At 72.6% G+C, this 23,961-nt stretch carries 25 protein-coding genes; 13 read left to right on the plus strand and 12 right to left on the minus strand.

Annotated elements, in window-relative coordinates; genetic code table 11:
• Positions 1-33: 33 nt before the first annotated feature.
• A complete protein-coding gene (locus tag ACIQIB_RS18240; RefSeq protein ID WP_400758962.1) occupies positions 34-945 on the minus strand; it encodes a metallophosphoesterase family protein in 912 nt (303 codons plus the stop codon).
• Positions 946-1,338: 393 nt separating this feature from the next.
• Here ACIQIB_RS18240 and ACIQIB_RS18245 point away from each other — a divergent pair, with 393 nt between their 5' ends.
• The 6 genes from ACIQIB_RS18245 (at position 1,339) to ACIQIB_RS18270 (ending at position 7,893) form a co-directional block, all read left to right on the plus strand.
• Complete coding sequence (locus ACIQIB_RS18245; RefSeq protein WP_400652157.1) at positions 1,339-2,250, plus strand: serine protease; 912 nt, start codon at positions 1,339-1,341, stop codon at positions 2,248-2,250.
• A 124-nt stretch (positions 2,251-2,374) separates the two neighbouring features.
• Positions 2,375-3,874: a S28 family serine protease gene (locus ACIQIB_RS18250; protein ID WP_400758965.1), complete on the plus strand. Its 1,500-nt coding sequence runs from the start codon at positions 2,375-2,377 to the stop codon at positions 3,872-3,874.
• Between the two features lie 141 nt (positions 3,875-4,015).
• Positions 4,016-4,684 (plus strand): TetR/AcrR family transcriptional regulator, encoded by a 669-nt coding sequence (locus ACIQIB_RS18255; protein ID WP_363607096.1) that lies wholly within the window; start codon positions 4,016-4,018, stop codon positions 4,682-4,684.
• Entirely contained in the window at positions 4,668-6,302 is a 1,635-nt protein-coding gene (locus tag ACIQIB_RS18260; protein WP_400652161.1) for an acyl-CoA dehydrogenase family protein, read from the plus strand. Before ACIQIB_RS18255 ends, ACIQIB_RS18260 begins: the two co-directional genes overlap by 17 nt.
• The gene (locus ACIQIB_RS18265) at positions 6,299-7,309 is read left to right on the plus strand and encodes an amidohydrolase family protein (RefSeq protein WP_400758968.1); all 1,011 of its coding nucleotides are present in this window, start codon (positions 6,299-6,301) and stop codon (positions 7,307-7,309) included. The genes ACIQIB_RS18260 and ACIQIB_RS18265 overlap by 4 nt, the downstream gene beginning before the upstream one ends.
• Before the next feature lie 146 nt (positions 7,310-7,455).
• Entirely contained in the window at positions 7,456-7,893 is a 438-nt protein-coding gene (locus ACIQIB_RS18270; RefSeq protein ID WP_400758970.1) for a hypothetical protein, read from the plus strand.
• 10 nt (positions 7,894-7,903) lie between these two features.
• Here ACIQIB_RS18270 and ACIQIB_RS18275 read toward each other — a convergent pair whose 3' ends face one another.
• From ACIQIB_RS18275 to ACIQIB_RS18285, 3 genes are all read right to left on the minus strand, one after another.
• Complete coding sequence (locus ACIQIB_RS18275) at positions 7,904-8,740, minus strand: helix-turn-helix domain-containing protein (RefSeq protein ID WP_400652165.1); 837 nt, start codon at positions 8,738-8,740, stop codon at positions 7,904-7,906.
• A gap of 53 nt (positions 8,741-8,793) precedes the next feature.
• The gene (locus ACIQIB_RS18280; RefSeq protein ID WP_363607088.1) at positions 8,794-9,276 is read right to left on the minus strand and encodes a DUF2269 family protein; all 483 of its coding nucleotides are present in this window, start codon (positions 9,274-9,276) and stop codon (positions 8,794-8,796) included.
• 162 nt (positions 9,277-9,438) lie between these two features.
• Positions 9,439-10,155: a 4'-phosphopantetheinyl transferase family protein gene (locus ACIQIB_RS18285; protein ID WP_400758972.1), complete on the minus strand. Its 717-nt coding sequence runs from the start codon at positions 10,153-10,155 to the stop codon at positions 9,439-9,441.
• 295 nt (positions 10,156-10,450) lie between these two features.
• Between ACIQIB_RS18285 and ACIQIB_RS18290 the strand changes: the two genes are divergently transcribed.
• Positions 10,451-11,857, plus strand: coding sequence for a choice-of-anchor A family protein (locus ACIQIB_RS18290; RefSeq protein ID WP_400758973.1), 1,407 nt, complete (start codon positions 10,451-10,453; stop codon positions 11,855-11,857).
• A gap of 98 nt (positions 11,858-11,955) precedes the next feature.
• Here ACIQIB_RS18290 and ACIQIB_RS18295 read toward each other — a convergent pair whose 3' ends face one another.
• Positions 11,956-12,819 carry a helix-turn-helix domain-containing protein gene (locus ACIQIB_RS18295; protein WP_400758976.1) on the minus strand — a complete coding sequence of 288 codons (864 nt, stop codon included), beginning with the start codon at positions 12,817-12,819 and terminating at the stop codon, positions 11,956-11,958.
• 217 nt (positions 12,820-13,036) lie between these two features.
• Between ACIQIB_RS18295 and ACIQIB_RS18300 the strand changes: the two genes are divergently transcribed.
• Positions 13,037-13,210 carry a hypothetical protein gene (locus ACIQIB_RS18300; RefSeq protein WP_363607083.1) on the plus strand — a complete coding sequence of 58 codons (174 nt, stop codon included), beginning with the start codon at positions 13,037-13,039 and terminating at the stop codon, positions 13,208-13,210.
• 125 nt (positions 13,211-13,335) lie between these two features.
• Here ACIQIB_RS18300 and ACIQIB_RS18305 read toward each other — a convergent pair whose 3' ends face one another.
• From ACIQIB_RS18305 to ACIQIB_RS18315, 3 genes are all read right to left on the minus strand, one after another.
• On the minus strand, positions 13,336-13,833 hold the full coding sequence (locus ACIQIB_RS18305; protein ID WP_363607082.1) for a hypothetical protein: 498 nt from the start codon (positions 13,831-13,833) through the stop codon (positions 13,336-13,338).
• Positions 13,834-13,987: 154 nt separating this feature from the next.
• The gene (gene kynU / locus ACIQIB_RS18310; protein WP_400652346.1) at positions 13,988-15,208 is read right to left on the minus strand and encodes a kynureninase; all 1,221 of its coding nucleotides are present in this window, start codon (positions 15,206-15,208) and stop codon (positions 13,988-13,990) included.
• A 59-nt stretch (positions 15,209-15,267) separates the two neighbouring features.
• Positions 15,268-16,107, minus strand: a complete 840-nt coding sequence (locus ACIQIB_RS18315; RefSeq protein ID WP_363607080.1) for a tryptophan 2,3-dioxygenase family protein — start codon at positions 16,105-16,107, stop codon at positions 15,268-15,270.
• 189 nt (positions 16,108-16,296) lie between these two features.
• Here ACIQIB_RS18315 and ACIQIB_RS18320 point away from each other — a divergent pair, with 189 nt between their 5' ends.
• The gene (locus tag ACIQIB_RS18320; protein WP_363607079.1) at positions 16,297-16,731 is read left to right on the plus strand and encodes an Lrp/AsnC family transcriptional regulator; all 435 of its coding nucleotides are present in this window, start codon (positions 16,297-16,299) and stop codon (positions 16,729-16,731) included.
• 62 nt (positions 16,732-16,793) lie between these two features.
• Complete coding sequence (locus ACIQIB_RS18325; protein WP_400758979.1) at positions 16,794-17,327, plus strand: NADPH-dependent FMN reductase; 534 nt, start codon at positions 16,794-16,796, stop codon at positions 17,325-17,327.
• A 31-nt stretch (positions 17,328-17,358) separates the two neighbouring features.
• On the opposite strand, the gene ACIQIB_RS18330 is transcribed toward ACIQIB_RS18325, so the two are convergent.
• A complete protein-coding gene (locus tag ACIQIB_RS18330; protein WP_363607076.1) occupies positions 17,359-17,991 on the minus strand; it encodes a MarC family protein in 633 nt (210 codons plus the stop codon).
• Between the two features lie 24 nt (positions 17,992-18,015).
• Positions 18,016-18,324, minus strand: coding sequence for a barstar family protein (locus ACIQIB_RS18335; RefSeq protein WP_400758982.1), 309 nt, complete (start codon positions 18,322-18,324; stop codon positions 18,016-18,018).
• A gap of 118 nt (positions 18,325-18,442) precedes the next feature.
• Between ACIQIB_RS18335 and ACIQIB_RS18340 the strand changes: the two genes are divergently transcribed.
• A complete protein-coding gene (locus ACIQIB_RS18340) occupies positions 18,443-19,012 on the plus strand; it encodes a DoxX family protein (protein ID WP_400652184.1) in 570 nt (189 codons plus the stop codon).
• 82 nt (positions 19,013-19,094) lie between these two features.
• On the opposite strand, the gene ACIQIB_RS18345 is transcribed toward ACIQIB_RS18340, so the two are convergent.
• Positions 19,095-20,204 (minus strand): NlpC/P60 family protein, encoded by a 1,110-nt coding sequence (locus ACIQIB_RS18345; RefSeq protein ID WP_363607071.1) that lies wholly within the window; start codon positions 20,202-20,204, stop codon positions 19,095-19,097.
• Positions 20,205-20,400: 196 nt separating this feature from the next.
• On the opposite strand from ACIQIB_RS18345, the gene ACIQIB_RS18350 reads away from it, so the two are divergent.
• Both ACIQIB_RS18350 and ACIQIB_RS18355 read left to right on the plus strand, forming a co-directional pair.
• Positions 20,401-21,054 (plus strand): hypothetical protein, encoded by a 654-nt coding sequence (locus ACIQIB_RS18350; protein ID WP_400758985.1) that lies wholly within the window; start codon positions 20,401-20,403, stop codon positions 21,052-21,054.
• Positions 21,055-21,381: 327 nt separating this feature from the next.
• On the plus strand, positions 21,382-23,181 hold the full coding sequence (locus tag ACIQIB_RS18355; RefSeq protein ID WP_363607068.1) for a glycosyl hydrolase family 18 protein: 1,800 nt from the start codon (positions 21,382-21,384) through the stop codon (positions 23,179-23,181).
• 136 nt (positions 23,182-23,317) lie between these two features.
• Here the strand turns inward: ACIQIB_RS18355 and ACIQIB_RS18360 are convergent, their stop codons facing one another.
• Positions 23,318-23,878, minus strand: a complete 561-nt coding sequence (locus ACIQIB_RS18360; protein ID WP_363607067.1) for a MarR family transcriptional regulator — start codon at positions 23,876-23,878, stop codon at positions 23,318-23,320.
• Between the last annotated feature and the right edge of the window lie 83 nt (positions 23,879-23,961).

The following is a 23,961-nucleotide window of genomic DNA, read 5'->3' on the forward strand; positions in this document are numbered from 1 at the left end:
GCCGCGCCCGCACCGGGCGCGGCGGGAAGCGGCTCAGTCGGCCTCGGGGAACACCTGGCGCAGCAGCGGGTCCGGCAGACCGCGGCGGCGCCACTCCCGCGGGTAGCCGAGCGACACCTCCTCGAAGCGGACGCCGTCGTAGCTGGTCACCCGCGGGATGTGCAGATGGCCGTAGATCATCGCGGCGGTGTTGAAGCGGCGGTGCCAGTCGGCCGTCAGCTCGGTGCCGCACCACTGGGCGAACTCCGGGTACCAGAGGATCTCGGTGGGGTGGCGGACCAGCGGGTAGTGGTTGACCAGCACCAGCGGCAGCTCCGGGTCGCAGGCCGCCAGCCGCTGCTCGGTGAGCCGGACGCGCTCGCGGCACCAGGAGTCGCGGTCGGGGAACGGGTCGGGGTGGAGCATCCGCTCGTCCGCGCAGACCACGCCGCTGGTGTAGGCGGCCTCCAGGGACTCCTCCTTGGTGGTCGTGCCGGGCGCGCGGAAGGAGTAGTCGTAGAGCAGGAACAGGGGGGCGACGGTGACCGGCCCGCCGGCGCCCCGCCAGACCGGGTACGGGTCCTCGGGGGTCTCCACGCCCAGGCTGCGGCAGAGTTCCACCAGGTGCTCGTAGCGGGCCACACCGCGCAGCTGCACCGGGTCGTCGGGGTGGGTCCACAGTTCGTGGTTGCCGGGGGCCCACACCACGCGGGCGAAGCGTTCGGCGAGCAGGCCCAGGGTCCACTCGATCGAGGTGGTGAGCTCGGCGACATCGCCGGCGACGATCAGCCAGTCGTCGGGGGAGGAGGGTTGCAGCTTCTCCACCAGGTCGTGGTTCTCCTGGTAGGAGACGTGCAGATCGCTCACGGCGAGCAGGCGGCCGGCGCCGGTCGCGCCCTGCCGCGCTCCTCCCGTCGGCTCCGACTGTGCGTCACTTCGGTACTCGGTCGTCACTCCAGCCCCCATACGGTCACTCGGCCGATCCCGCCACAGTACGGTGGCCGACCGGCTTTGCGTGGCAGGTTGGCTGGATCAGTCGTTCGATCGGCTTGACCGGTTCGACGTCTCTTCGGCGCTTCTTCAGTCGTTCTCCAGTGGCCGTCGCGCGAGCGGGCCGGGGCGGTGTGGCGGGTGCGCGGGGTGGGCCACCGGTGCGGCGCAGCGCGGTCACCGGCCTGAGGTAGGACTCGATCGCCTTTGCTGGAACGGAAGTTGACGGACGGGATGGCTGGCGGGGGCGGGCGTGCGCGGCGCCGGTAGGACCCCGCCCTTCCCCTGGCCTCGGCGTTGTGGCGGGACTCTTGACAACACGTCATGTCCGCGCCAGCTTTGGTGCACCCCCACAACGAGAGGTCTCTCATGAAGAAGCCGCTCACTGGCATACTCACCGCACTCCTGTTCGCCGGGGCCACCGCCCTCGCCGGAGCGGCCCCCGCCGCCGCGAGCGCCCCGGCCCCGGTCGGCGCCACGGCCGCCACCGTCACCGAAGCCGCGGTCGAGGCCGTGGCCGCGCAGGGGCAGCAGGCGCAGGCCGCCGCCGCCGTCAACTTCGCCGGGACGGTGGCGCTCAGCAACTGTTCCGGTTCCCTGGTCCGGCTGCCCGGCTCGGCCGCGAACGACCCGGCGCTCGTCCTGTCCAACGGCCACTGCCTGGAGTCCGGTATGCCCGGCCCCGGCCAGGTCGTCGTGAACAAGGCCTCCAGCCGCACCTTCTCGCTGCTCAGCTCCACCGGCGGCAGCCTCGCCACGCTCCGCGCGACCAAGGTGGTCTACGGCACCATGACCGACACCGATGTGTCGATCTACCAGCTGAACACCACCTATGCGTCGATCCAGTCGCAGTACGGGATCGCCCCGCTGACCATCTCCGCCGGCCACCCCGCGCAGGGCGCCTCGATCAAGGTCGTCTCCGGGTACTGGAAGAAGATCTACTCCTGCTCGATCGACGGCTTCGCCTACCGGCTGAAGGAGGGCGGCTGGACCTTCAAGGACTCGGTCCGCTACACCTCCAGCTGCAACACCATCGGCGGCACCTCCGGCTCGCCCGTGGTCGACGCCGGCACCGGCCAGGTCGTGGCCGTCAACAACACGGGCAACGAGGACGGTCAGTACTGCACCGTCAACAACCCGTGCGAGGTGGACCAGAACGGTTCGGTGACGGTCCGGCAGGGAATCAACTACGCCCAGCAGACCTACGGCATCCCGGCCTGCTTCGCGTCCGGCAACCGCCTCGACCTCACCCTCCCCGGCTGCACCCTGCCGCGCCCCTGACCAGGACTCCCTTCCCGATGGGCCATCCGCTACCGGCGGATGGCCCATTCGGCCGTCTACCGGACGGCCATCGCTCGACCTGTCGAAGAGTGACGAACAGTTCCGTTGACCCAATGGAGAGTTGATGTCCACCACGCTCAGAAGGCTGCTGGTCGCCGTCCTGCTGATACCCCTGCTCGCCCTCGGTCTGGCGTCGCCCGCGCTCGCGCGGAGCACGGGAGCCCCGGACGTCCCCGCCGTGGACGCCCCCGCGGTGGACGCCGTCGGCTCGGCCACCGCCGACAACCCCTCCGCCGACATCAAGGACCGCCTGGCGGCGATCCCCGGGATGACCGTCACGGAGGAGAAGCCCACCACCACCGGCCACCGCTACTTCCTGCTCACCTACACCCAGCCGATCGACCACTTCCGGCCCTGGCTGGGCACCTTCCAGCAGCGGCTCAGCGTGCTGCACCGCGGTGACGACCGCCCGACCGTCTTCTACACCAACGGGTACACCCTCGGGACCAACCCGTCGCGCACCGAGCCGACCCGGCTGACCGACGGCAACCAGGTCTCCATCGAGTACCGCTACTTCACGCCGTCCCGCCCGGAGCCCGCCGACTGGACCAAGGCCGGGATCCGGCAGGCCGCGGCCGACTCGCACCGGATCATCACCGCGCTGAAGCGGATCTACCACCGCGACTGGCTCTCCACCGGGGCCAGCAAGGGCGGCATGTCCTCCGTCTACCACCGCCGCTTCTACCCGGACGACGTGACGGCCACGATCGCGTACGTCGCCCCGAACGACGTCGACAACCGCGAGGACTCCGCCTACTCCGCGTTCTTCCGCAACGTCGGGACCCCGGAGTGCCGCGCCGCGCTCAACGCCGCCCAGCGCGAACTCCTGGTCCGCCGCGACCGGCTGGAGGCCCGCTACGTGGCCGACAACGCCGCCGCCGGCTCCACCTTCACCACCGTCGGCAGCGCCGACCGGGCCTACGAGGCGGGCGTGCTTGACGTCGTCTGGGCGTTCTGGCAGTACAGCACCGAGGCGGACTGCGCGACCGTCCCGGCGGCGGCCACCGCGACCGACGACCAGCTGTACGCCTGGTTCGACGCCCAGTCCGGCATCACCGGCAACAGCGACCAGTCGCTCGCCAAGTACACCGCGTACTACTACCAGGCGGGCACCGAGCTGGGCTCGCCCGGCTTCGACGTCTCGCACCTCAAGGGCGTGCAGCACTACGACTTCAAGGAGCTGTACTCGCCGCGCAGTTACGTGCCGAAGAACATCCCGATGCGCTTCGACCCGTCCGCGATGTCTGACATCGACCGCTGGGTGAAGCGCTCCGCCGAGCGGATCATCTTCGTCTACGGGCAGAACGACCCGTGGGGCGCCGAGCCGTTCCACCTCGGCCGGGGCAGCGAGGACAGTTACGTCTACACCGTGCCCGGCGGCAACCACGGCTCCAACATCGGCAAGCTGACGGCCGACGACTCGGCGGCGGCCACCGCCAAGGTGCTGGAGTGGGCCGGGCTGGCCGACCCGGCCACCGCCCGCTCCCTCGCCCAGAGCCACCGGATCCCGCCGTTCGGTGAGCTGGACGCGGAGGGTCTGAGGCTGGAGCGTCACCGCCCGTAGCGGGACGGCGCACACGAAGGGGTCACCCGTCGGCACCGGGCCGGCGGGTGGCCCCTTCCCGTGGGCGCACGGGGTGGAGCGTACGCGGGCACACAGGGCGCACCCCTCCCCGAAGCGGTGAATCAGTGCTTCAATACTTCTATGGCCTACCGTCGCACGCCCGCCGTACAAGCCCGCCTGGACGCCCAGCGCGAGGCCGTACTGCAGGCCGCCGTCGGGCTGCTCGCCGAGCGCGGCTACGGCGGCTGCTCGATGGCCGCCGTGGCGGACCGCACCGGGATCGCCACCGGGAGCCTGTACCAGCACTTCGCCGGCAAGGCCGAGCTGTCCGTCGAACTGTTCCGTCGGGTGGTCACCCGCGAGATCGCCGCCGTCACCGCCGCCGTCGCCTGCCGGGAGACCCCGCGACAGCGGATCGCCGCCGTGGTCGAGACCTTCGCGACCCGCGCCCTGCGCGCGCCCGTACTCGCCTACGCGCTGCTGGTCGAGCCGGCCGACGCCGTCGTGGACGCCGAACGGCTGGTGTTCCGGCGGGCCTTCCGCGACGTGATCGCCACCGAGATCGCCGCCGCCGTGGCGGCCGGCCAACTGCCCCGCCAGGAGCCGGAGCTGACCGCCGCCGCGCTGGTCGGCGCGGTCGCCGAGGCACTGGCCGGCCCACTCGCGGCAGCCCCTGAAGCCGCTGCCCCCGCAGCCGCTGAAGCCGCCACCCCCGAAGCCGCCACCTCCGGCACCGTGCCCGAGGTGGTCCCGGCCCTGGTCTCCTTCACCCTGCGTGCCCTGGGAGGACGCGATGACAGCGACGCATGAGGTCACCAACCAGGTGCCCCTGCCGTACGGACACGACACCGCCGCCGACCCGTCCCTGCTCGCCGCCCTGCACCGGGCCGGCGCCGGCTGGGCCGAACCCGAACTGCGCGAACTCGGCCGCCTGGCCGGCTCCGAGCAGGCCGCCGAGTGGGGCCGGCTGGCCAACGAGAACCCGCCCGTGCTGCGTACCCACGACCGCTTCGGCCACCGGATCGACGAGGTCGAGTTCCACCCGGCCTGGCACGAGCTGATGCGCACCGCCGTCGGCCACGGTCTGCACGCCGCCCCCTGGCGCGACGAACGGCCGGGCGCGCACACCGCCCGGGCCGCCAAGTTCTTCGTCTGGAGCCAGGTCGAGGCCGGCCACACCTGCCCGATCTCGATGACCTACGCCTCGGTGCCGGCCCTGCGCGCGAACCCGGCCCTGGCGGGCGAGTTGGAGCCGTTGCTGGCCGCCACCGAGTACGACTTCGGGCTGCGCGAGCCGCACGGCAAGCGCGGCCTGATCGCCGGCATGTCGATGACGGAGAAGCAGGGCGGCTCGGACGTCCGCACCAACACCACCACCGCCACCCCGTACGCCGACGGCACCTACCGGCTCACCGGCCACAAGTGGTTCACCTCCGCCCCGATGTCGGACCTCTTCCTGACGCTGGCCCAGGCGCCGGGCGGTCTCAGCTGCTTCATGCTGCCGCGGGTGCTCCCGGACGGCGGACGCAACCTCCTGCTCCTCCAGCGGCTCAAGGACAAGCTGGGCAACAAGTCCAACGCCTCCGCCGAGATCGAGTACGACGGCGCGGTCGGCCTGCTGGTCGGTGAGGAGGGCCGGGGTGTGCGGACCATCATCGAGATGGTCAACATGACCAGGCTCGACTGCACCATCGGCGCCGCTTCCGGCATGCGCCTCGGCGCCACCCGGGCGGTCCAGCACGCCCTCCACCGGCGGGCGTTCGGCAAGGAGCTGATCGACCAGCCGCTGATGCGCAATGTGCTCGCCGACCTGGTCGTCGAGTCCGAGGCGGCCACCACCGTCGCGATGCGCCTTGCCCAGTCCACCGACCGGGCCCTCGCCGGGGACGAAACCGAGTCGCTGGTAAGGCGGTTGGGGCTGGCCGTCGCCAAGTACTGGGTCTGCAAGCGCGGTCCGGCGCACGCCGCCGAGGCGCTGGAGTGCCTCGGCGGCAACGGCTACGTCGAGGAGTCCGGTATGCCCCGGCTCTACCGGGAGGCGCCGCTGGTCTCGATCTGGGAGGGCTCCGGCAACGTCGCCGCCCTGGACGCGCTGCGGGCCATGGCCAAGCACCCGGAGACGGTCGAGGCCTTCTTCGGCGAACTGGACGCGGCCGCCGGTGCGGACCGCCGGCTCGACGCGGCCGTCGCCGGACTCCGCAAGCAGCTCGGGGACACGGCGGACCTGGAGTACCGGACGCGCCGGCTGGTCGAGTCGATGGCGCTGGCCTTCCAGGGCGCGCTGCTGGTCCGCCACGGCAGTCCGGAGGTGGCCGACGCGTTCTGCGCCTCCCGCCTCGGCGGTGACCACGGCGCCGCCTTCGGCACCCTGCCCGCCGGCCTCGCGGTCGGGACGATCATCGACCGCGCCCGTCCGGTACCCGCGTGAGCGCCGCCACCGCCGGGCGGCCGGAAGGCCCCGGCGGGCGGCGCGCGGAGGCGGCCGAGGTCCGCGCCTTCTGGCAGGGCCTCGGCCTGCCCGGCCTGATCGACGTCCACACCCACTTCATGCCGAAGAACGTCCTCGACAAGGTCTGGGCGTACTTCGACCGGGCCGGCCCGCTGGTGGACCGGCCCTGGCCGATCACCTACCGCGAGGACGAGGCCGAACGCGTCCAGCGGCTGCGGGACTTCGGCGTCCGGGCGTTCACCTCGATGCTCTACCCGCACAAGCCGGGCATGGCCGGCTGGCTCAACGCCTGGGCCGCCGACTTCGCCGCCCGCACCCCGGATTGCCTGCACACCGCGACCTTCTTCCCCGAGCCCGGCGCGCCCGGCTATGTGGCACGGGCCCTGGCGGACGGGGCCAGGGTGTTCAAGGCGCACCTCCAGGTCGGCGGGTACGACCCGGCGGACCGGCTGCTCGACGAGGTCTGGGGCCTGCTCGCCGAGACCGGCACCCCCGTGGTCACCCACTGCGGCTCCGGTCCCGTCCCCGGCAAGTACACCGGCCCCGGTCCGGTCGGCCGGGTGCTCGCCCGCCACCCCCGGCTCAACCTGGTGGTCGCCCACCTGGGCATGCCCGAGTACACCGACTTCCTCGACCTCGTCGAGCGCCACCCCGGCGCCCGCCTCGACACCACCATCGCGTTCACCGACTTCGCCGAGCGCGACACCCCGTTCCCGGCCGCCGAACTGCCGCGCCTGCGGGGCCTGCGGGAGCAGGTCCTGCTCGGCAGCGACTTCCCCAACATTCCGTACCGGTACGTTCACCAGCTGGACGCGCTGGCCCGGCCGGGCCTGGGGGAGGAGTGGCTGCGGGCCGTCTGCCACGACAACGCCGCCCGGCTGTTCGGCCTGGCGGACGCCGGAGGCCCGGCCCACCCGGCCCGCCCCGGGGGCCGGGCGGCGCCCGAGGGGGGCGTACCGCTTCGGCGCACCGGGCCGTACGCCTGAGCCGGTGGGCCATGACCTCGGAGGTGCATGACCTCGGAGGTAATCGACGGCCGGCGGCCGGCCGGGCAGGGTGGGGAGCACCCGGTGCCGAACGCGGCGCCGGGCCCCGGCCCCCTGCCCCGACTCCTCCCGGAGGTTGATCCGCCATGTCCGCGAACACCCTGCCCGGCGGCCGTACCGCCCTCACCCCCGTCGACGCCCCGTGGAAGGCCCTGCGCGGCTTCCTGGCCCTGGACGCGGTGGTCAGCGGCGGCAACGGCCTCGCCTATCTGGCCTTTCCCGGACAGCTCGGTGACCTGCTCGGCGCAGGCCGCGCCACCCTGCTCGGCCTCGGCGCCGTCCTGGCGGTGTTCGGTGCCGCGGCCGGCGTCCTGGCCGCCCGCCGGCGACCGCCGCGGCTCGGCGTGCTGGCGGTGATCGACATCAACCTGGCCTGGGTGGTGCTCAGCCTGGTGGCGATGGCGGCCTGGCTGGAGCCGACCACCACCGGGCTGGTCTGGATCCCGCTGCAGGCCGCCGTCGTGGCCCTGTTCGGAGCCCTGCAGTTCACCGCCCTGCGCCGGACCGGTGCGCTCTCCCGCTGACCAGGCCGCGCTACGCCCGGGGCACCGCTTCCCGGGGCGCCGCCTCCCGGAGCACCGCCGCGGTCTGCGCGTCGGCCGGCAGGAAGGTCTCCATGGCCAGCTCGGAGACGGTCACGTCCATCGGGGTGTTGAAGGTCGCGACGGTGGAGAGGAACGACAGCACCCGCCCCCGGTACGCCACCCGCAGCGGCAGCGCGAACGGGAAGAGCTCGGCGATGTCCTCGTCGGTGTCGTCCAGCAGCCGGTTCGCGGGCTCGGGGTAGGCGCTGACCTCCTCGTACAGCGCCCGCAGCGGCGCCGAGCGGACCAGCTCGATCTGGCGTTCCATCCGTTCCAGCAGGTGCCGCCGCCACTGCCGCAGGTTGGCGATCCGCGGTGCCAGCCCCTCGGGGTGCAGGGTGATCCGCATCGCGTTGAGCGGCGGTGCCAGCAGCCGGGGGGCGACCCCGTCGAGCAGGACGCCGAGCGAGCGGTTGACCGCCAGCACCCGGAAGACGCCGTCGACGACCAGGGCGGGGTACGGGTCGTGTGCGGCCAGCAGCCGCTCCATACCGCCGCGCAGGGCGTCCATCGCCGGGTCGTCGAGCGGGGTCTCCGGGTAGTGCGGGGCGTAACCGGCCGCCAGCAGCAGCGTGTTGCGCTCCCGTACCGGGACGTCCAGGTGCTCGGCGAGCCGCAGCACCATCTCCTGGCTGGGCCGGGACCGGCCGGTCTCGATGAAGCTGATGTGCCGGGCCGAGGAGTCGGCCCGCAGGGCCAGTCGCAGCTGGCTGAGCTGCCGCCGCTCGCGCCAGCCGCGCAGCAGCGCCCCCACGCCCGTACCGGTTCCGGTCTCCGCCGTCGTCATGCCAGGACGGTACTACCGGGAGACCGGACCGCAGTGGCCGAACCGTGGCGTTCTCAGACGCCCGTGGTCGAGCCCGGCCGGATGATCATCAGGACCACGACCACCGCCCAGAGCAGGTTGAACACCCCGGCCGTCATCGGCAGCAGGCGCAGCCCCTGCACGGCCTTGCCGTGTTCCGGGTCCTCGGCGCCGAGGTCGAGCGCGTCCACCGCCGCCTGCTGTGCGGGCAGCACGAACAGCAGCAGCGAGAGTGCGGCGAGGGCCGTGAGCACCATCGAGACGATCATCCAGGACTGCCCGAGCACGTCCATCACCTGGGCGACGCCGATGCCCATCACCGGGACGGCGATCCCCAGCAGCGCGTAGACCTGGGTGATCCGGTGCAGTACCCGCAGCACGCCCGCGTCGGCCGCCCCGTCGGGCCCGCCGGCGAGCGCGGCCCTGGCCCGGCGGGGGAACATGCTGACGGCCACCGCGACCGGGCCTATGAACAGCACCGAGGCGAGGACGTGCAGGCTCAGCAGGAACTTGGCCATGGCGGGGACACCCTTAATCCGACGTCGGGCTGCGCGACGGGCACACCCGGCGCGGGCAGCCGGGGCGTCCGGTTCCGAAGCCCTGAGCACGCACGCTAACACCGCTTATCCGGGGCCCCGCCGGTCGGGTGGCCGTCCTTCGCGGGCTGTTCAGCGGGCTGTTCAGCGGGCCGTCGGCGGCGTCAGCGCGACCACCCGCGGCGCGACGGTGCTCACGGCCGAGACGGCCGCGCCGCCCAGGTCCTCGTCGGCCCAGTCGAGCAGGTGGAGGTCCTGGTAGCGGCTGCGCAGCGGCGTACCCGGAGGGACGTCGAGCGGCAGGGCGGAGAGGTCGACGGCGGCGAGGGTGTCCAGGCTGGTCCGGCCGAGTTTGATCAGCGACTCCTTCCGTACCCAGAGCCGCAGGAACGCCCGATCCGGCTCCGGGTGCGCCTCGACCAGGCGCAACTCTGCCGGGGCGAGTACCCGTTGGGCGACCGGGAGAAGCGATCCGCCGCGCGTCGACAGCTCGACGTCGACGCCGACCGGCTGATGTCCGGCGGCGGCCGCGACCACGCCCTTGGTGTGCGAGAGGCTCACCTCCACGCCCGGGTGGTCCGGCAGGTACGGCTTGCCGTGGTCGCCCTTCCCGCAGTCCGGGCAGTTCTGGGCCAGGGTCAGCCCGGCGGCCGGGACGCCGAGCAGCCGGGCGGCGCAGAGCCGGACGAGGATGTGCGCGGCGGTGAAGTCCACCCGTCCCGACTCGTGCCGGAAGCGCGCGGCGCGCTCGAGCTCGACGGCGGTGAGCAGGTGCTCGCCGGCCTCGGGGTGCCGCAGGACGTCGGCGCTGGCCGCGACGGCGGCGAGCGGGGCGTTCTGGTCCAGGTCCTCGGAAGTCATGCTTCCCAACCTAGCGGGGTCGGCGAAAGGACGGGGCCGCTGCGCCGGCCGGATGATTTCCATATCACGCCTGATGGTCTGTAGGGTATAGATAGTCCGATTTGGGGTTGGATGTCCCGGATCGGCCGGGATTACCCGGTGATCGGACGAAAACGTGGCAGGAGTTGTGAGGCCTGCCCTTTTCCATGTGCGGAGGAATGTGTCGATGGGTCAGGGCACCGGTACGCCGGATCACAGAACGACCGCCGTGAAAAGTCCGCCGACGGCCCGCAGGCGTCGGGCCGTTCGGGTGGCGGTGGCCACCACGCTCGCCGTGCTGCCGATGGCCGCGGTGCTGACGGTCGGTTCGGCCGCCCCGCTGGCGCCGCCGCTGGGCGCCTGCACCGGGCCCGACTGCCCGGCCACCTGGCCGCCGCCGAACAACGGCGACTTCACCGGCCGGGACTCCACGATCAACATCTTCACCGGTGGCAACTACACCGTGAACGGCCGCGCCGCCGAGGCCGAGGGCAAGATCGTCACCCTGGGGAACCTGACCGTCGACAAGAGCCAGGGCGGCGGCGCCTTCAACATGGGCGTCGTGGGCGTCGGCTCGCGCGTCGTGCCGCCCAACGGCAGCGACTTCGTCACCGTCGGCGGTAACGTCGACGTGGTCACCGGCAACCAGATCCTGATCGGCGGCAGCGACTCCACCGGCCCGGCGTTCGGCAACCTCCGCTACGCCGGCACGCTCTCCGGGATCGTCAACATCGACCCCACCGGTCAGGCGATCAAGGACCCGAACGCCGCCGCGCCCTACCAGGCGGTGCTCTCCCAGATCGAGGAGGCCTCCACCTGCGCGGGCCAGGCCACCGCGACCGGCACGGTCGCGGTCACCAACAGCGAGGCGACCTTCACCGGTGACGGGACCAGCATGCGGCAGGTCTTCAACGTCACCGGAAACCTGGGCACGGCCACCCAGCAGATCGGGCTGGTCTTCAACAACATCCCGGCCGGCGCCACCGTCGTCGTCAACATGCTGTCGGACAACGCCATCATCAACACCTACACCGGTACCGGTCTGCCGGGCGACCCGACCACCGACATGCGCTCCAAGCTGATGTGGAACTTCCCCACCTCCACCAACGCGCAGATCCTTGGGAGCGCGCAGTTCCAGGGCTCGGTCATGGCGGGCAACGTGGGCGGCACGACCACGATCGCCACCCCCGGTCTCAACGGGCGGGTGTACCTGGCGGGCAACCTGATCCAGACCGGCAGCGGCGGCTACGAGATCCACAGCTACCCGTTCGACGGGGACCTGCCGGACTGCACGACGTCGCCGAGCGCGTCGCCGACCTCGCCGTCGTCCTCCCCGACCTCGCCCAGTTCGTCGCCGACCTCGCCGTCGTCCTCCCCGACCTCGCCCAGTTCGTCGCCGACCTCGCCGTCGTCCTCCCCGACCTCGCCGAGCGCGTCACCCACCTCGCCCAGCGCGTCCCACAGCCCGTCCCACAGCGCGTCGCCGACCTCGTCGAGCCCCGCGCCGACCAGCCACCACCCAAGCGGCCACCACTCGAACAGCCACCACCCCGGTGGTGGCGGTGAGCTTCCGTCGACCGGAGCGGGCAACACGCCGGTCGTCTTCGGCCTGGCCGGTGTCGGCCTGCTGGGCCTCGGCGGTCTGGCCGTCCTGGCCGCCCGTCGCCGCGGACGCCACAGCTAGGGCTTGTCCGGCGGCTCGACAGTACTGAACGACGGTCAGGCGGCCCGGTTCCCGAACCGGGCCGCCTGACCGTCGCCGTATCCGGCCGGGCCCGGCGCTCAGCATCCCCGCGGGCGCCGGTCGGCCGGTGCCGGGGTGATGCCGGCGGCGCGGGACAGTGTGCGCAGCGCCTCGGCGGAGGGGGATCCGGGGGCGGCCGTGTAGACGAGTACGACCTCGTCGGGGCTGTCGGTCAGTTGGAGGGTCTCCCAGGAGAGCTCCAGCCGGCCGAACGGCGGGCAGATCAGACGGACGGTCGAGTGCGTGGTTTCGAGGACGAGCTGTTCGGACCAGAGCCGGCGGAAGTCCTCGCTCCGGGCGGTCAGCTGCCGGATCTCGTCGGCGAGGGCCGGGTCATGCGGCCGCTTTCCGGTCTCGGTCCGCAGGTAGGAGACGGCTTCGCGGGCCTTCGCCTCCCAGTCGGCGTAGAGGCGTCGGGCGCGGGGGTGGGTGAAGACCAGCCGCCCGACGGTCCGCTGCCCGGCGGGGATCCGGGAGAAGTCGGCGAAGACCGCGGCCGCCAGCCGGTTCCAGGCCAGCACGGTGCCGCCCGGGCCGACCAGGTAGGCGGGTGTGTCGATCATCGAGTCGAGGACGTGCTGCACACTGGGCCGGACGCCGGGGCGGCTCGTCTTCTCGTGTCCGGCGGGCGGCCGCGCGAGGCTGTGCAGGTACCGGCGTTCGCCCGGACTCAGCCGGAGGGCGTCGGCGACGGCGTCGAGGACGGCGTCCGACACCTGTGAGGCGTGGCCGCGTTCGAGCCGGATGTAGTGCTCCAGGCTGACGGCCGCCAGTTCGGCTACCTCCTCGCGGCGCAGCCCGGCGACTCTCCTCGGCCCGTGGCCGGACAACCCGACGTCGTCGGGCCGCAGCCGGGCCCGGCGGGAGAGCAGGAAGTCACGGAGAGCGCCGGAGGGGTCCACGTCAACGATTGTTCATCGTGGTGTCGCGCGATCACCAGGGGTCGGTCGAGCCTGTCGGCCCGCGGCATGGATTCGCCGGGTCGGCAAGGGCGCGGCATGACCTCCCGCTCTCGGTCCGGACGGGTGATCCTCGGTCCGTCGCCCCTCACCGGAGGGGCCGCTTCACCGCTTGTCGGCGCCGATCGATCCGGCGCCGGCCCATGGAGAGGGACCGTCTGTGGCTCGTACCACCACCCGCACCCGCAAGCACCGGGCGGCCGTCGCGGCCGGCGTCCTCGTCGCGCTGATCGGGATCGGCGCCGGCACGGCGGGCAGCGCCGCCGCCTACTACAACCCGAAGGCGGTGTGCGACATGCAGAGCATGCCGTCGAGGCCCAAGCCCGTGTGTTGACGGACCGCTGAGTTCCCTGCGCCCCGCCGGAGCCGCCTTCTGCCCGGCGGGGCGAGGACCCATACCCCGCGACGACGGGACGCCGGTCCTCGCGGCAGGTACCCGAGGGGCGCCGAGGCTCCGGCTCAGCGCTCGTCGAAGAACCGCTCCACGGTGCCGCGCCGGGCGGCGACGGCGGCCAGCGGCTCGCCGACCACCCGTCCGGCCAGCTCGACCGCCAGCTCGCCGACCTCCGCCTGGAGCGAGACCGCCGCGAGCGCCTGGTCCACGGAGATCCGGGCGCCCGCCTCCGCGACCAGCCGGTCGCGCTCGCGGATGCCCTCCTCGCGGGCCGCCGCGATGATCGCCGCACCTTGCCCGGTGGCCTCCTGGCGGATCCGCGCGGCCTCGTGCCGGGCGTCCGCCAGCTCCTGCCGGCAGGTGTCCAGGGTCCGCTCGGCCTCTGCCCGGATGGCCTCGGCCCGCTCCGTGCGCCCCTCGATGGCATCCCGCCGCTCGGCCAGCACCCGTTCCGCCCGCGGTAGCAGCAGCCTGCCCAGCAGCCAGAACAGCAGGAAGAAGCAGACCAGACCGACGATCAGCTCGGCAGGTCCGGGCATCAGCGGGCCGAGTTCCAGGTCCATGCGTCCCTCCCACAGTGTGATGACCAGTCAAATATCAGCCTGCCCAGGTTCACCGCCGCCGAACCCCGGCCGGAGTCGCACCAGCCCCGCCCACGCGCGGCAGGCCACCGGCCCGGCCGGGCCCAGGGTGCGGGCGGCGAGGGTGATCCCGCCCTCAGGTGACCTCGCCGCGCCGGCCGAACCGCTCCTGCCGCCACTCGCCGGACTCCAGTACCCCGGCCAGGTGCCGGGCCGCGTCCCAGACGTCCGTGTACGTGAGATAGAGCGGGGTGAAGCCGAAGCGCATCAGGTCCGGGGCGCGGAAGTCCCCGATCACCCCGCGTGCGATCAGCGCCTGCACCACCGGGTAGCCGTCGGCGTGCCGGAGGGCGATCTGGCTGCCGCGCCGGGCGTGCTCGCGCGGGGTGGCCACCTCGATCCCGTCCAGCCCCTCCACCAGGGCGACGAACAGATCGGTCAGCGCCAGGCTCTTCGCCCGCACCGCGCCCAGGTCGGCGCGCTCCCAGACGTCCAGGCTCGCCTCCAGCGCGGCCTGGCCGAGCAGCGAGGGCGAGCTGGTCAGGAACCGCCCGATGCCCGCCCTGGCGTCGTACCCGGGCTCGAAGGCGAACGGGCGGGCGTGCCCGAACCAGCCGCTCAACGGCTGGGCGGCGGCGGCCTGGTGCCGCCGCGCCACGTACAGGAAGGCGGGCGAGCCGGGGCCGCCGTTCAGGTACTTGTAGGTGCAGCCGACCGCGAAGTCCGCGCCGCCGGCGCCGAGTTCGACCGGCAGTGCGCCCACCGAGTGGCAGACGTCCCAGATCATCAGGGCGCCCGCGGCCCGCACCCGGGCGGTGATCCCGGGCAGGTCCAGCAACTCGCCGGTCCGGTAGTCCACATGGGAGAGGACGACGGCGGCGACCTCGCCGTCCAGGTGCCGGTCCAGTTCCTCCGGCGCGACCAGCACGCTGCGGGCGCCCTCGACCAGGCCGGTCACGCCCTCGGCGATGTACAGGTCGGTCGGGAAGGCCGCGCCGTCGCCGAGCACGGTGCGGCGGCCGGGGCGCAGCCGCAGCGCCGCCGCGAGCACCTTGAACAGGTTCACCGAGGTGGTGTCGCAGACCACCACCTCGTCCGGTTCGGCCCCGACCAGCGGCGCGATCCGCCGGCCCAGCCGGTACGGCTGCTCGAACCAGCCCGCGTCGTTCCAGCTGCGGATCAGCTCCCGGCCCCACTCCTGCTCGACCACCCGCCGCACCCGCTCGGGGGTGCCGGCCGGCAGCGCGCCGAGCGAGTTGCCGTCCAGGTAGACGACGCCCTCGGGCAGGGCGAACTCCCGGCGGAAGCCCGCCAGCGGGTCGGCGGCGTCCAGCGCCGCGCACTCCTCGCGCGTGATCACGGCGGGTCCCTTTCTCTCCGGCTCCGTCAGCCCCGGCAGCACCGTCGGTTCCGTCGTCACAGCTCGTCCCGGACGGTCCACAGCTCCGGGAACACGTCCTGCTCGGCGGACCTGCGCAGCCAGGCGAGGCCGCTGGAGCCGCCCGAGCCCGGCTTGGCGCCCATCGAGCGCTTCACCGCCGCCAGGTGGCGCCGGCGCCAGCGGGTCACCCGCTCGGCGACGTCCAGCAGCGCCTCGGCGAGCGCCTTCAGGTCGGCGAACCCGGGCTCGGTGTAGACCCGCCGCCAGGCCGCCTCCACCGCAGGCTCGGCCCGGTACCGCTGCTCGGACGGTTCGGCGGGCCCGACCGGCAGCGCCAGGCCGCGCCGGGCGAGCAGCGCCAGCGCGTCGTCGTAGAGGCCGGGGGAGCGCAGCGCCGCGGTCAGTTCGGCGTGCGTCCCCGGCGCCTCGTCGTACATCCGCAGCAGGGCGGCGTTCTTGTTGCCCAGCAGGAACTCCAGGTGCAGGAAGGCCGAGGACTGGAAGCCCGAGGCCTCGCCGAACACCGGGCGGAAGGCGTTGAACTCCTGCGGGGTCATGGTCGCCAGCAGGTCCCAGGACTCCACCAGCACGTCCTGGACGTGGGTGCCGCGCCGCAGCGCGGCCAGCGCGGCCGGCAGGTCGTCCTCGCGCAGCGCCCGCTGGGCGAGCGTCCACTCGTGCCGCAGCAGGTCGAAGAGCAGTTCCATCACCTGGGTGGTGACGATGAACGACAGCTCGGCCGGCACCTCGCTGCGCGGGTGCTGCAGGCTGTGCAGCTCCTCCAGCCGTACGTAGCGGGCGTACGGGGTGCCTCGACCCGGCTCCCCGTCCCGACCGAACGACAGGTTGGGTGTTTCCACCGTGTCGTGCCCCATCGTGATCCCTCCTGGTGACCCGGACGCCGCCGGGGGCCCCATTGTGCGGCGGTCCCTGCCCGTTCTTGAATGGGCTTCGGGCACGGCAACCGCATCCGTGCTTATCGTTCAAGAGGTCTTTCCGTCGGTCCTCCTTACGATCGCAAAACAGCGGGATCCAGCCACTCGACCCACCCGCCGGGAGCCGCCATGGACGCCGTCGACCGCCGCCTGCTCGCCGAGCTGCAGGCCGATGCCCGGCTCTCCTACAACGAACTCTCCCGCCGGGTGAGCCTGTCCGCACCCGCCGTCGCCGAGCGGGTGCGCCGGCTGGAGGCCGACGGGGTGATCACCGGGTACCACGCCCACGTCGACCTCGCCCGGGCCGGGCTGCCGATCACCGCGCTGGTCCAGCTCCAGTGCTACGGCCCCCGCTGCGTGCTGCGCGATCCGGCGGTGGCCCGCTGGCCCGAGGTGCTCCAACTGCACCGGGTCACCGGCGGGGCCTGCTGCGTGCTGCTGGTCGCGGTGCCCGCGATGGCCGATTTCGAGGCGCTGATCGACCGCCTCGGCGGCTACGGCCAGCCGGCCAGCTCGATGATCCTCTCCAGCCCGGTGCCCTGGCGGCCGGTGGTCGCGCCGTAGGGCCTGGACCGGGCACGCACGTGGTGGGACACGCTCCGGCAGCGGCCGGTAGGTTCATCGCCATGCCGATCAACCGTCACGTCCTCCTGATCCCCGGCAGCCTGCGCGCGGGCTCCACCAACGAGACCGTGCTGCGCACCGCCGCCGCAGTGGCGCCGGAGTCCGTCACCACGACGTACTACACCGGGCTGGCCGGACTGCCGCACTTCAACCCCGACCACGACACCGACCCGCTGCCGGAGCCGGTCGTCGAGCTGCGGGCCGCCATCGAGGCCGCCGACGCGCTGCTGATCTGTACCCCCGAGTACGCCGGCACGCTGCCGGGCTCGTTCAAGAACCTGCTGGACTGGACGGTCGGCGGGATCGAGATCTCGGACAAGCCGGTCGGCTGGATCAACGCCGCCGCACCGGGCCGGGGCCAGGGTGCCGAGGCCGCGCTGGGCGCCGTGCTCCGCCACACCGGCGCCGCCCTCGTGGCGGACGCCTGCGTCCGGGTCCCGCTGGACCGCAAGGACGTCGGCCCGGACGGCCTGGCCGCCGACCCGCTGGTCCGGGCGCGGATCGGCGAGGTCCTGGAGCTGCTGGCCGCCGGCTGAGCCGGACCGCCGCGGCGCCCGCCGGGCGGGCTCAGTGCCCGTCGGGCAGGTGCAGGCCCAGGCCCGCCAGGCCGGTCAGGAACAGCTCCACGCCGACCGCCGCCAGCAGCAGGCCGAGCAGCCGGGAGAGCACCTCCAGCGAGGTGCGGTGGGTGCGCTGCATCAGCGGGGCGAGCAGCGCCACACAGACGTAGTTGATCACCACGACGGCGATGTACGCCCCGGCGACGGTGACGCGCCAGCCCCAGTCGTTCTTGGCGAGCGAGCCCACCAGCACCGCCGTCACCGCGAGCGGGCTCGCGATGTAGGGCAGCAGCAGCTCGCGGATGCCGTCCACCAGCGGGTTGGGCAGGTGCTCGGTGTCCTCGTCGCCGCCGCCGAGGTGGATGCCCAGGACCAGCGCGAGGGCGTAGATGAAGAAGATCGCGCCGCCGGCCAGTTGCAGGGACTGGTCGGAGATGTGGAACAGCGAGGTGACGAAGTCCGCGCTGAAGGCGAGCAGCAGGCCGACGACGGCGGAGATGATCGTGCTCCAGGCGGCCAGCCTGCGCAGCTCCCCGGTGGTGCGGGTGGAGGCGAGCCGGGCGAAGGACAGCAGGACCTTGGGCGGACCGACGACGGCGAAGAAGGCGATGAAAGCGCTGCTCAGGTTGAAGACGAACATAGGGGCAAGCATGACCGGGGCGATTTACCGCAGATCGACCGCCACGCCTCCGGCGCGGAGTGTGTCGAGGATCGCGTCGAAGTAGCTCAGGGCGCGTTCGCCGAGGAAGACCGTGCCGGTCAGGTGGCTGCGGGCGATGCCGGCGTCCCGCCAGACCAGGGTGAACGGGGGCGTGGGGCCGAAGCCGCCGCGCAGGCAGTCGGCGAGCGCGTCGAGGTTCCCGCCGTAGTAGCCGCCGGGGCCGTTCAGGGCCGCCCCCAGGGCGGTGTAGAAGGCCTCGCGGTCGGTGATCGTGCCGCCGTCCAGCCGGTACTCGGGTTGCCGCCGGGTCATCGGGACTCCACTCCTCACTGCTTCGATATTCGCCCGGATGGCGGTCCCGAGTCGAGCCGGCTCGCCCTTTCGGCTGGGATGGAAGCCGGACCACCCTCCGCTGGAACGAGGATTCGACATGTGTCTGAACCGCAAGGATCTCGGTCTGCTGGCCCTGCGCGGCGCTGTGGGCGGGGTGCTGATCGCGCACGGCACCCAGAAACTGTTCGGCTGGTTCGGCGGCGCCGGCCTGGAGGGCACCGCCAAGGCGATGGAGCACATGGGCTTCCACCCGGGGCGGCAGAACGCCCTGGCGGCGGGCCTCGGCGAAGCGGGTGGCGGCGCGCTGCTGGTGGCCGGGCTGGCGACGCCGGCGGCCGGTGCGGTGGTGGCCGGCACCATGGCGGGGGCGGTGGCGGTGCACGCCCCGGCGGGCTTCTTCATGACGTCCGGCGGCTACGAGTACCCGGCGTTCCTCGGCGCGACCGGGCTGGCGCTGGGCGTGTCCGGTGCGGGGCGGTACTCGCTGGACCATCTGGCCGGGCACGTCCTCGACCGGCCGTGGATCGGCGCGGTGTCGTTCGTGGCGAGCGCGGCCTCGGCGTACTGCGTGGTGGCCCGCCGCCGGCACGTGGTGCGGCTGCGCGAGGAGCGGTCCGCCGTGGAGGCGGAGGAGGCGGCGCGCGAGGAGGGTTCGGGGCTGTCCTGAGGACCGGCCCCGCCTCCGTACGGCCACCCGGCCGGAGCGGTACGTCGGACCGGCCGACGTCCCGCTCCGGCCGGGGCCCGGGTCAGACCCGGACCGCGCCCGCGTACGGCATGCTGTCGAGCGGGACGACCTCGACGTTCTTGCCGGTACGGGGGGCGTGCAGCAGCTTGCCGTCGCCCGCGTAGATGCCCACGTGGTGGATGTCCGGGTAGTAGAACACCAGGTCACCGGGTTGCAGCTGGTCCCGGGAGATCTTGGTGCCGATCCGGTACTGGTCCTGTGAGGTGCGCGGGATCTTGATATTGGCCGCCGCGTACGCGGTGACGGTCAGTCCGGAGCAGTCGAAGCCGCTCGGGCCGACGCCACCCCGGACGTACGGCTTGCCGAGCTGGGCGTAGCCGAACGCCAGGATGTCCTTGGCCCGGCCGGCGGACGGGGCCGCCGGGGCGGACTGCGGGGTGCCGGAGGCGCCCTCGCCGTTGCTGCCCGGGGCGTCGGAACGGTTGGTGCCGCGGGAGGCGGCCTGCTGTGCGGCGGCGGCAGCCTGCTGGTTCTCGCGCAGGACCTTGGCCCGCTCGTCCGCCTTGAGGCCGTTCAGGATGCCCTGCACCTTGGCGAGCTTGGCCTGCACCTCGGTCTTCTTGGCCGCCAACTGGGCCCGGTTGCCGTCGAGTTCGGCGAGCCGGGCGGCGGTCTCGGTGCGCAGCTGGTCGATCTTGCGCTGGTCGGCCTGGAGCCGGACCAGGGTGGCGGACTGGTCGGCGGTGGCGGCCTCCTGGAGGCCGGCCCGGCCGAGGTAGTCCTCGGGGCTGGAGCTGAGCATCAGCTTGACCGTGGGGTCGATGCCGCCGGTGCGGTACTGCTCCCCGGCCACCGTGGCGAGCGACTCGTGCACGGTGTTGATCTTCGCCTGCTGGTCGGCCAGTTGCTGCTGGAAGGTGCCGGCCTGGGCCTCCAGCTGCTGCTGGCGCTCCTGGAGTCCGTTCTGCTGCTCGGTGGCGACCTCCACCTCCTCGTACAGGGCGTCGACCTCGCGCTGTACCTGTTCCAGGGACGGTTTGGCCCCGGGGGCCGGGGTGGAGGGCGCCGCGTGGGCGACGGTGCCGGAGAGCAGTAAGGCACCCCCGGCGGTCAGGGTGAGGGCGGAAATGCGTTGCCGGTTGCGGGTTTTCGGGAGGCGGTGCTGGCCCATGCGCTGAGGCTCCTGGGGGGCTGGGAGAGATCAACAAGTCCGATAATCCAGAAAATTAATAGTTCTACCGCTATGTCAGCAAGCCGTCGGGCCCTCACCCGTACGTATCAGCCCTGCTGGCGGACCCGGTCCGGGGCTCGGAGGGTGGGCGTGGAGTGTGCCGGGCAGCCCGGCGCCGGGCAGAATCGAGGACCCCATGGATCGCCAGCCGCCCACCAGGACGACCGCCACCGGCCGGCCGACCGCCCCGGTGCGGGTGACCGCGCAGGACGTCACCGCCCCCGCGGTCCGGCACCGGAGCCGGGCCGTGGCCGCCGCCCTGGCCGCGGCCGTGCTCGGCGCGGCGGCACTGGCCGGCTGCTCGTCCAGCGGCAAGCCGAACGGTGCCATCGCCTCCGCGGTGGAGAAGGGTGCCTCCGCCGCGGCCTCCGCCGCCGCCTCCGCCGCGGCCTCCGCGGTCGGCTCGGCCGCGGGTGGGCTCTCCTCGGCGGCCGGCGCCGCGGCCGGCGGGCTCTCCTCGGCCGTGGCCTCCGCGGAGGCGGCGGCCTCCTCGGCGATCGCGGGCGTCAAGGGCGGCCTGGACGCCAAGGCGGACGTCGCCGCGGGGGCGGTGACCACGACCCCGGACGGCAAGGCGGAGGTGCCGCTCACCGTCACCAACCCCGAGCAGCAGGCCAACCGGTACGTCATCCAGATCAACTTCACGGACGCCTCCGGCAACGTGCTGGACGCGACGGCGGTCACCGTGTCGGATGTCGCCGCCGGGCAGAGCGCCCAGGCCACCGCGCGCAGCAACCGGGACCTCACCGGCACGGTCAAGGCGGTCGTGTCCAACGCCGTCCGGTACTGACCCGCGTCACCCGGTCCCGCACCGCCGCTCACCCGCAGGTCAGCGGCGGTGCGGCCGGAGCGGGTGAACCTTAACGGCGGCTCAAGCGTCAACATCACCCCTTGACGGGGGAGTTGGTCTAGTCCATTTTAATCCCCAGGTGCAGGGAGCCCCTGAACCGGCGTCAGCGGTCCGTACCGCTGGCGCCGGTTCGGCATATCCCGGTGTCCGTCAGGCATGTTTCCGCTCGATTCCCTCCCCCGTTCTGTCATGCCCTGGTCGTACGGCCCCACCCCGTACGGGTTCGCCAGGGCGGCGGAATCCCCCACAACAAGGAGTCACGCACCCATGCTCCGTTCACGTATCGAAAGGGCCGGGGCGCCGGCCCAGCAGGGCGGCCGTCGACGCCGCCCGAAGAGCCTGGCCGCCCTCGCGGCCGGCACGACCGCCTCGCTGCTGCTCGGCACGGGCCTCGCGCTCAGCGGTGGCGCCGCGGCCAACGCCGCCGTCACCAACAGCACCGGCGCGCCCGCCACCAGCGGCGGCCTCAAGGTGGCCTACTTCGACCAGTGGTCGATCTACGGCAACGCGTACTACCCCAAGACGATCCAGGACACCGGCGTGGCCGGGAACCTGGACTACCTGATCTACTCGTTCGCCAACATCAGCCCGACCGACCTGGGCTGTTTCCAGGCGACCAAGGCCGCCAGCCAGGACGACAACAACCCGAACGCGGGTGACGGCGCGGCCGACGCGTTCGCCGACTACCAGAAGAGCTTCGGCCCGGACATCTCGGTCGACGGCGTCGGCGACGCCTGGGGCCAGCCGATCGCGGGCAACTTCAACCAGCTGAAGAAGCTGAAGGCGAAGAACCCCAACCTCAAGATCCTGCTCTCGATCGGTGGCTGGACCTACTCCAAGTACTTCTCGGCGGCGTCCGCCACCGACGCCTCGCGCAAGCACCTGGTCTCGTCCTGCATCGACATGTTCATCAAGGGCAACCTGCCGGTCGACGCCGGCTACGGCGGCCCGGGCTCGGCGGCCGGCATCTTCGACGGCATCGACATCGACTGGGAGTACCCGGGCGGCGGCGGCCACACCGGCAACGGTTCCAGCCCGGCCGACAAGCAGAACTTCACCCTGCTGCTGAAGGAGCTGCGCACGCAGCTCGACGCGCAGGGCAAGGCCGACGGCAGGACCTACGCCACGGCGGCGGCGGTCGGCGCCGGCCAGGACAAGATCATGAACATCGAGACGGACAAGATCGCTCCGTACCTCACCTTCCTCGATGTCATGACCTACGACATGCACGGTGGCTGGGACGCCAAGGGCCCGACCAACCACCAGGCCCCGCTGTACTCCGGTCCGAACGACCCGAGCACCCCCGTCAAGCCGGGCAGCGGCAAGTACTCGATCGACAGCGCCATCAAGGCGTACACGGTCGGTGACAAGGAGTACGGCATCCCCGGCGGCTTCCCCGCCAACAAGATCAACATGGGTGTGCCGTTCTACTACCGCGGCTGGACCGGCGTCGCGAACAACGGCCAGAACGGCCTGTTCCAGCCCGCCGCCGCGCCCGCCACCGGCGCCGCGATGTCCGGCAACATGCCCGGCATCCAGATGTACAAGGAGCTCACGGGCTTCGTCGACAACCCGTCCAAGACCTTCTGGGACGACACGGCGAAGGCCACGTACTTCTACGACGGCAACACCTTCTGGTCCGGCGAGGACGCCAAGTCGATCCAGGCCAAGGTGGACTACGCCCACTGCAACGGCCTCGGCGGCTCCTTCGCCTTCTCGCTGTACGACCTGGGCACCAAGACCGCGCTGTTCGACAAGATGGTCCAGGCCACCAACGGCTCGTCCGCGTCCTGCCCGGCCCCGCCGACCACGACGCCGCCGACCACCCCGCCGACCACGCCGCCCACCACTCCGCCCACGACCCCGCCGACCACGCCGCCCACCACGCCGCCGACCACCCCGGCCGGCTGCTCGGGCGCCCCGAGCTGGGACGCGGCCGCCACCTACGCCACCTCGACCAAGGTGTCCTGGAAGGGCCACTTCTACACCAACAAGTGGTGGACCAAGGGCGACGACCCGGCCGCCAGCGGTGCGTGGGGCGTCTGGACCGACAACGGCCCCTGCTGAGGCCGGTACCACCGGGCGGCTGACCCGCCCGTACATCTGAGGGCCTGACGGACCCTCGCACCACGAGTCCGGCCCGCCGGGGGAGCTCCCCCGGCGGGCCGGACTTCCGCGTGTGCGGGCAGGTGTGCGGGCCGGGTCAGGCCAGGTCGTCGGTGCGCCCCAGCGCGTCGGGCTGGGTCTCCTCGATCCGCCGCAGCATCCGGGCCAGCAGCGCGGACAGCTCGGTGCGCTCCTCCCCGGCGAGGTCCTGGAGCAGCTCCTCCTCGAAGCCGGCGGCCATCCGCATCGACTCCAGCCACTTGTCGCGGCCGTTCTCGGTCAGCTCGATGATCACCCGGACCCGGTTGGCCTCGTCCCGTTCCCGGGTGACCAGGTCCTCGGCGACCATCCGGTCGATCCGGTGGGTCATCGCGGCCGGGGTGAGTCCGAGCCGCTTGGCCAGCTCGCCCGGGCCGAGCCGGTACGGGCTGCCCGCGACCACCAGGGCCTTGAGCACCTCCCACTCGGCGGAGGTGATCCCGAGCACATTCAGCTGCCGGCCGTACGCCACGCCCATCCGCCGGGCGACCCGCGAGAGGGTCTGCACGATGGTCTCCACCTGTGGGTCCACGGTGGGGAATTCCCGCTGGTAGACGGCCACCTGCTCGGCGACTCCCAGCTCGTTGGCGGTGGCCGGGGCGGGCTTCTCTGCAGTCATGCGGACCAGTGTCGCATGAAGCGGTGCACTCCTTAAGCCTTTGACTCCACACTCTTCCGGATGCTAAGACTTTAGCTCTGAAA

The sequence above is a fragment of the Kitasatospora sp. NPDC092286 genome, from assembly GCF_044755565.1.
GTDB lineage: Bacteria > Actinomycetota > Actinomycetes > Streptomycetales > Streptomycetaceae > Kitasatospora.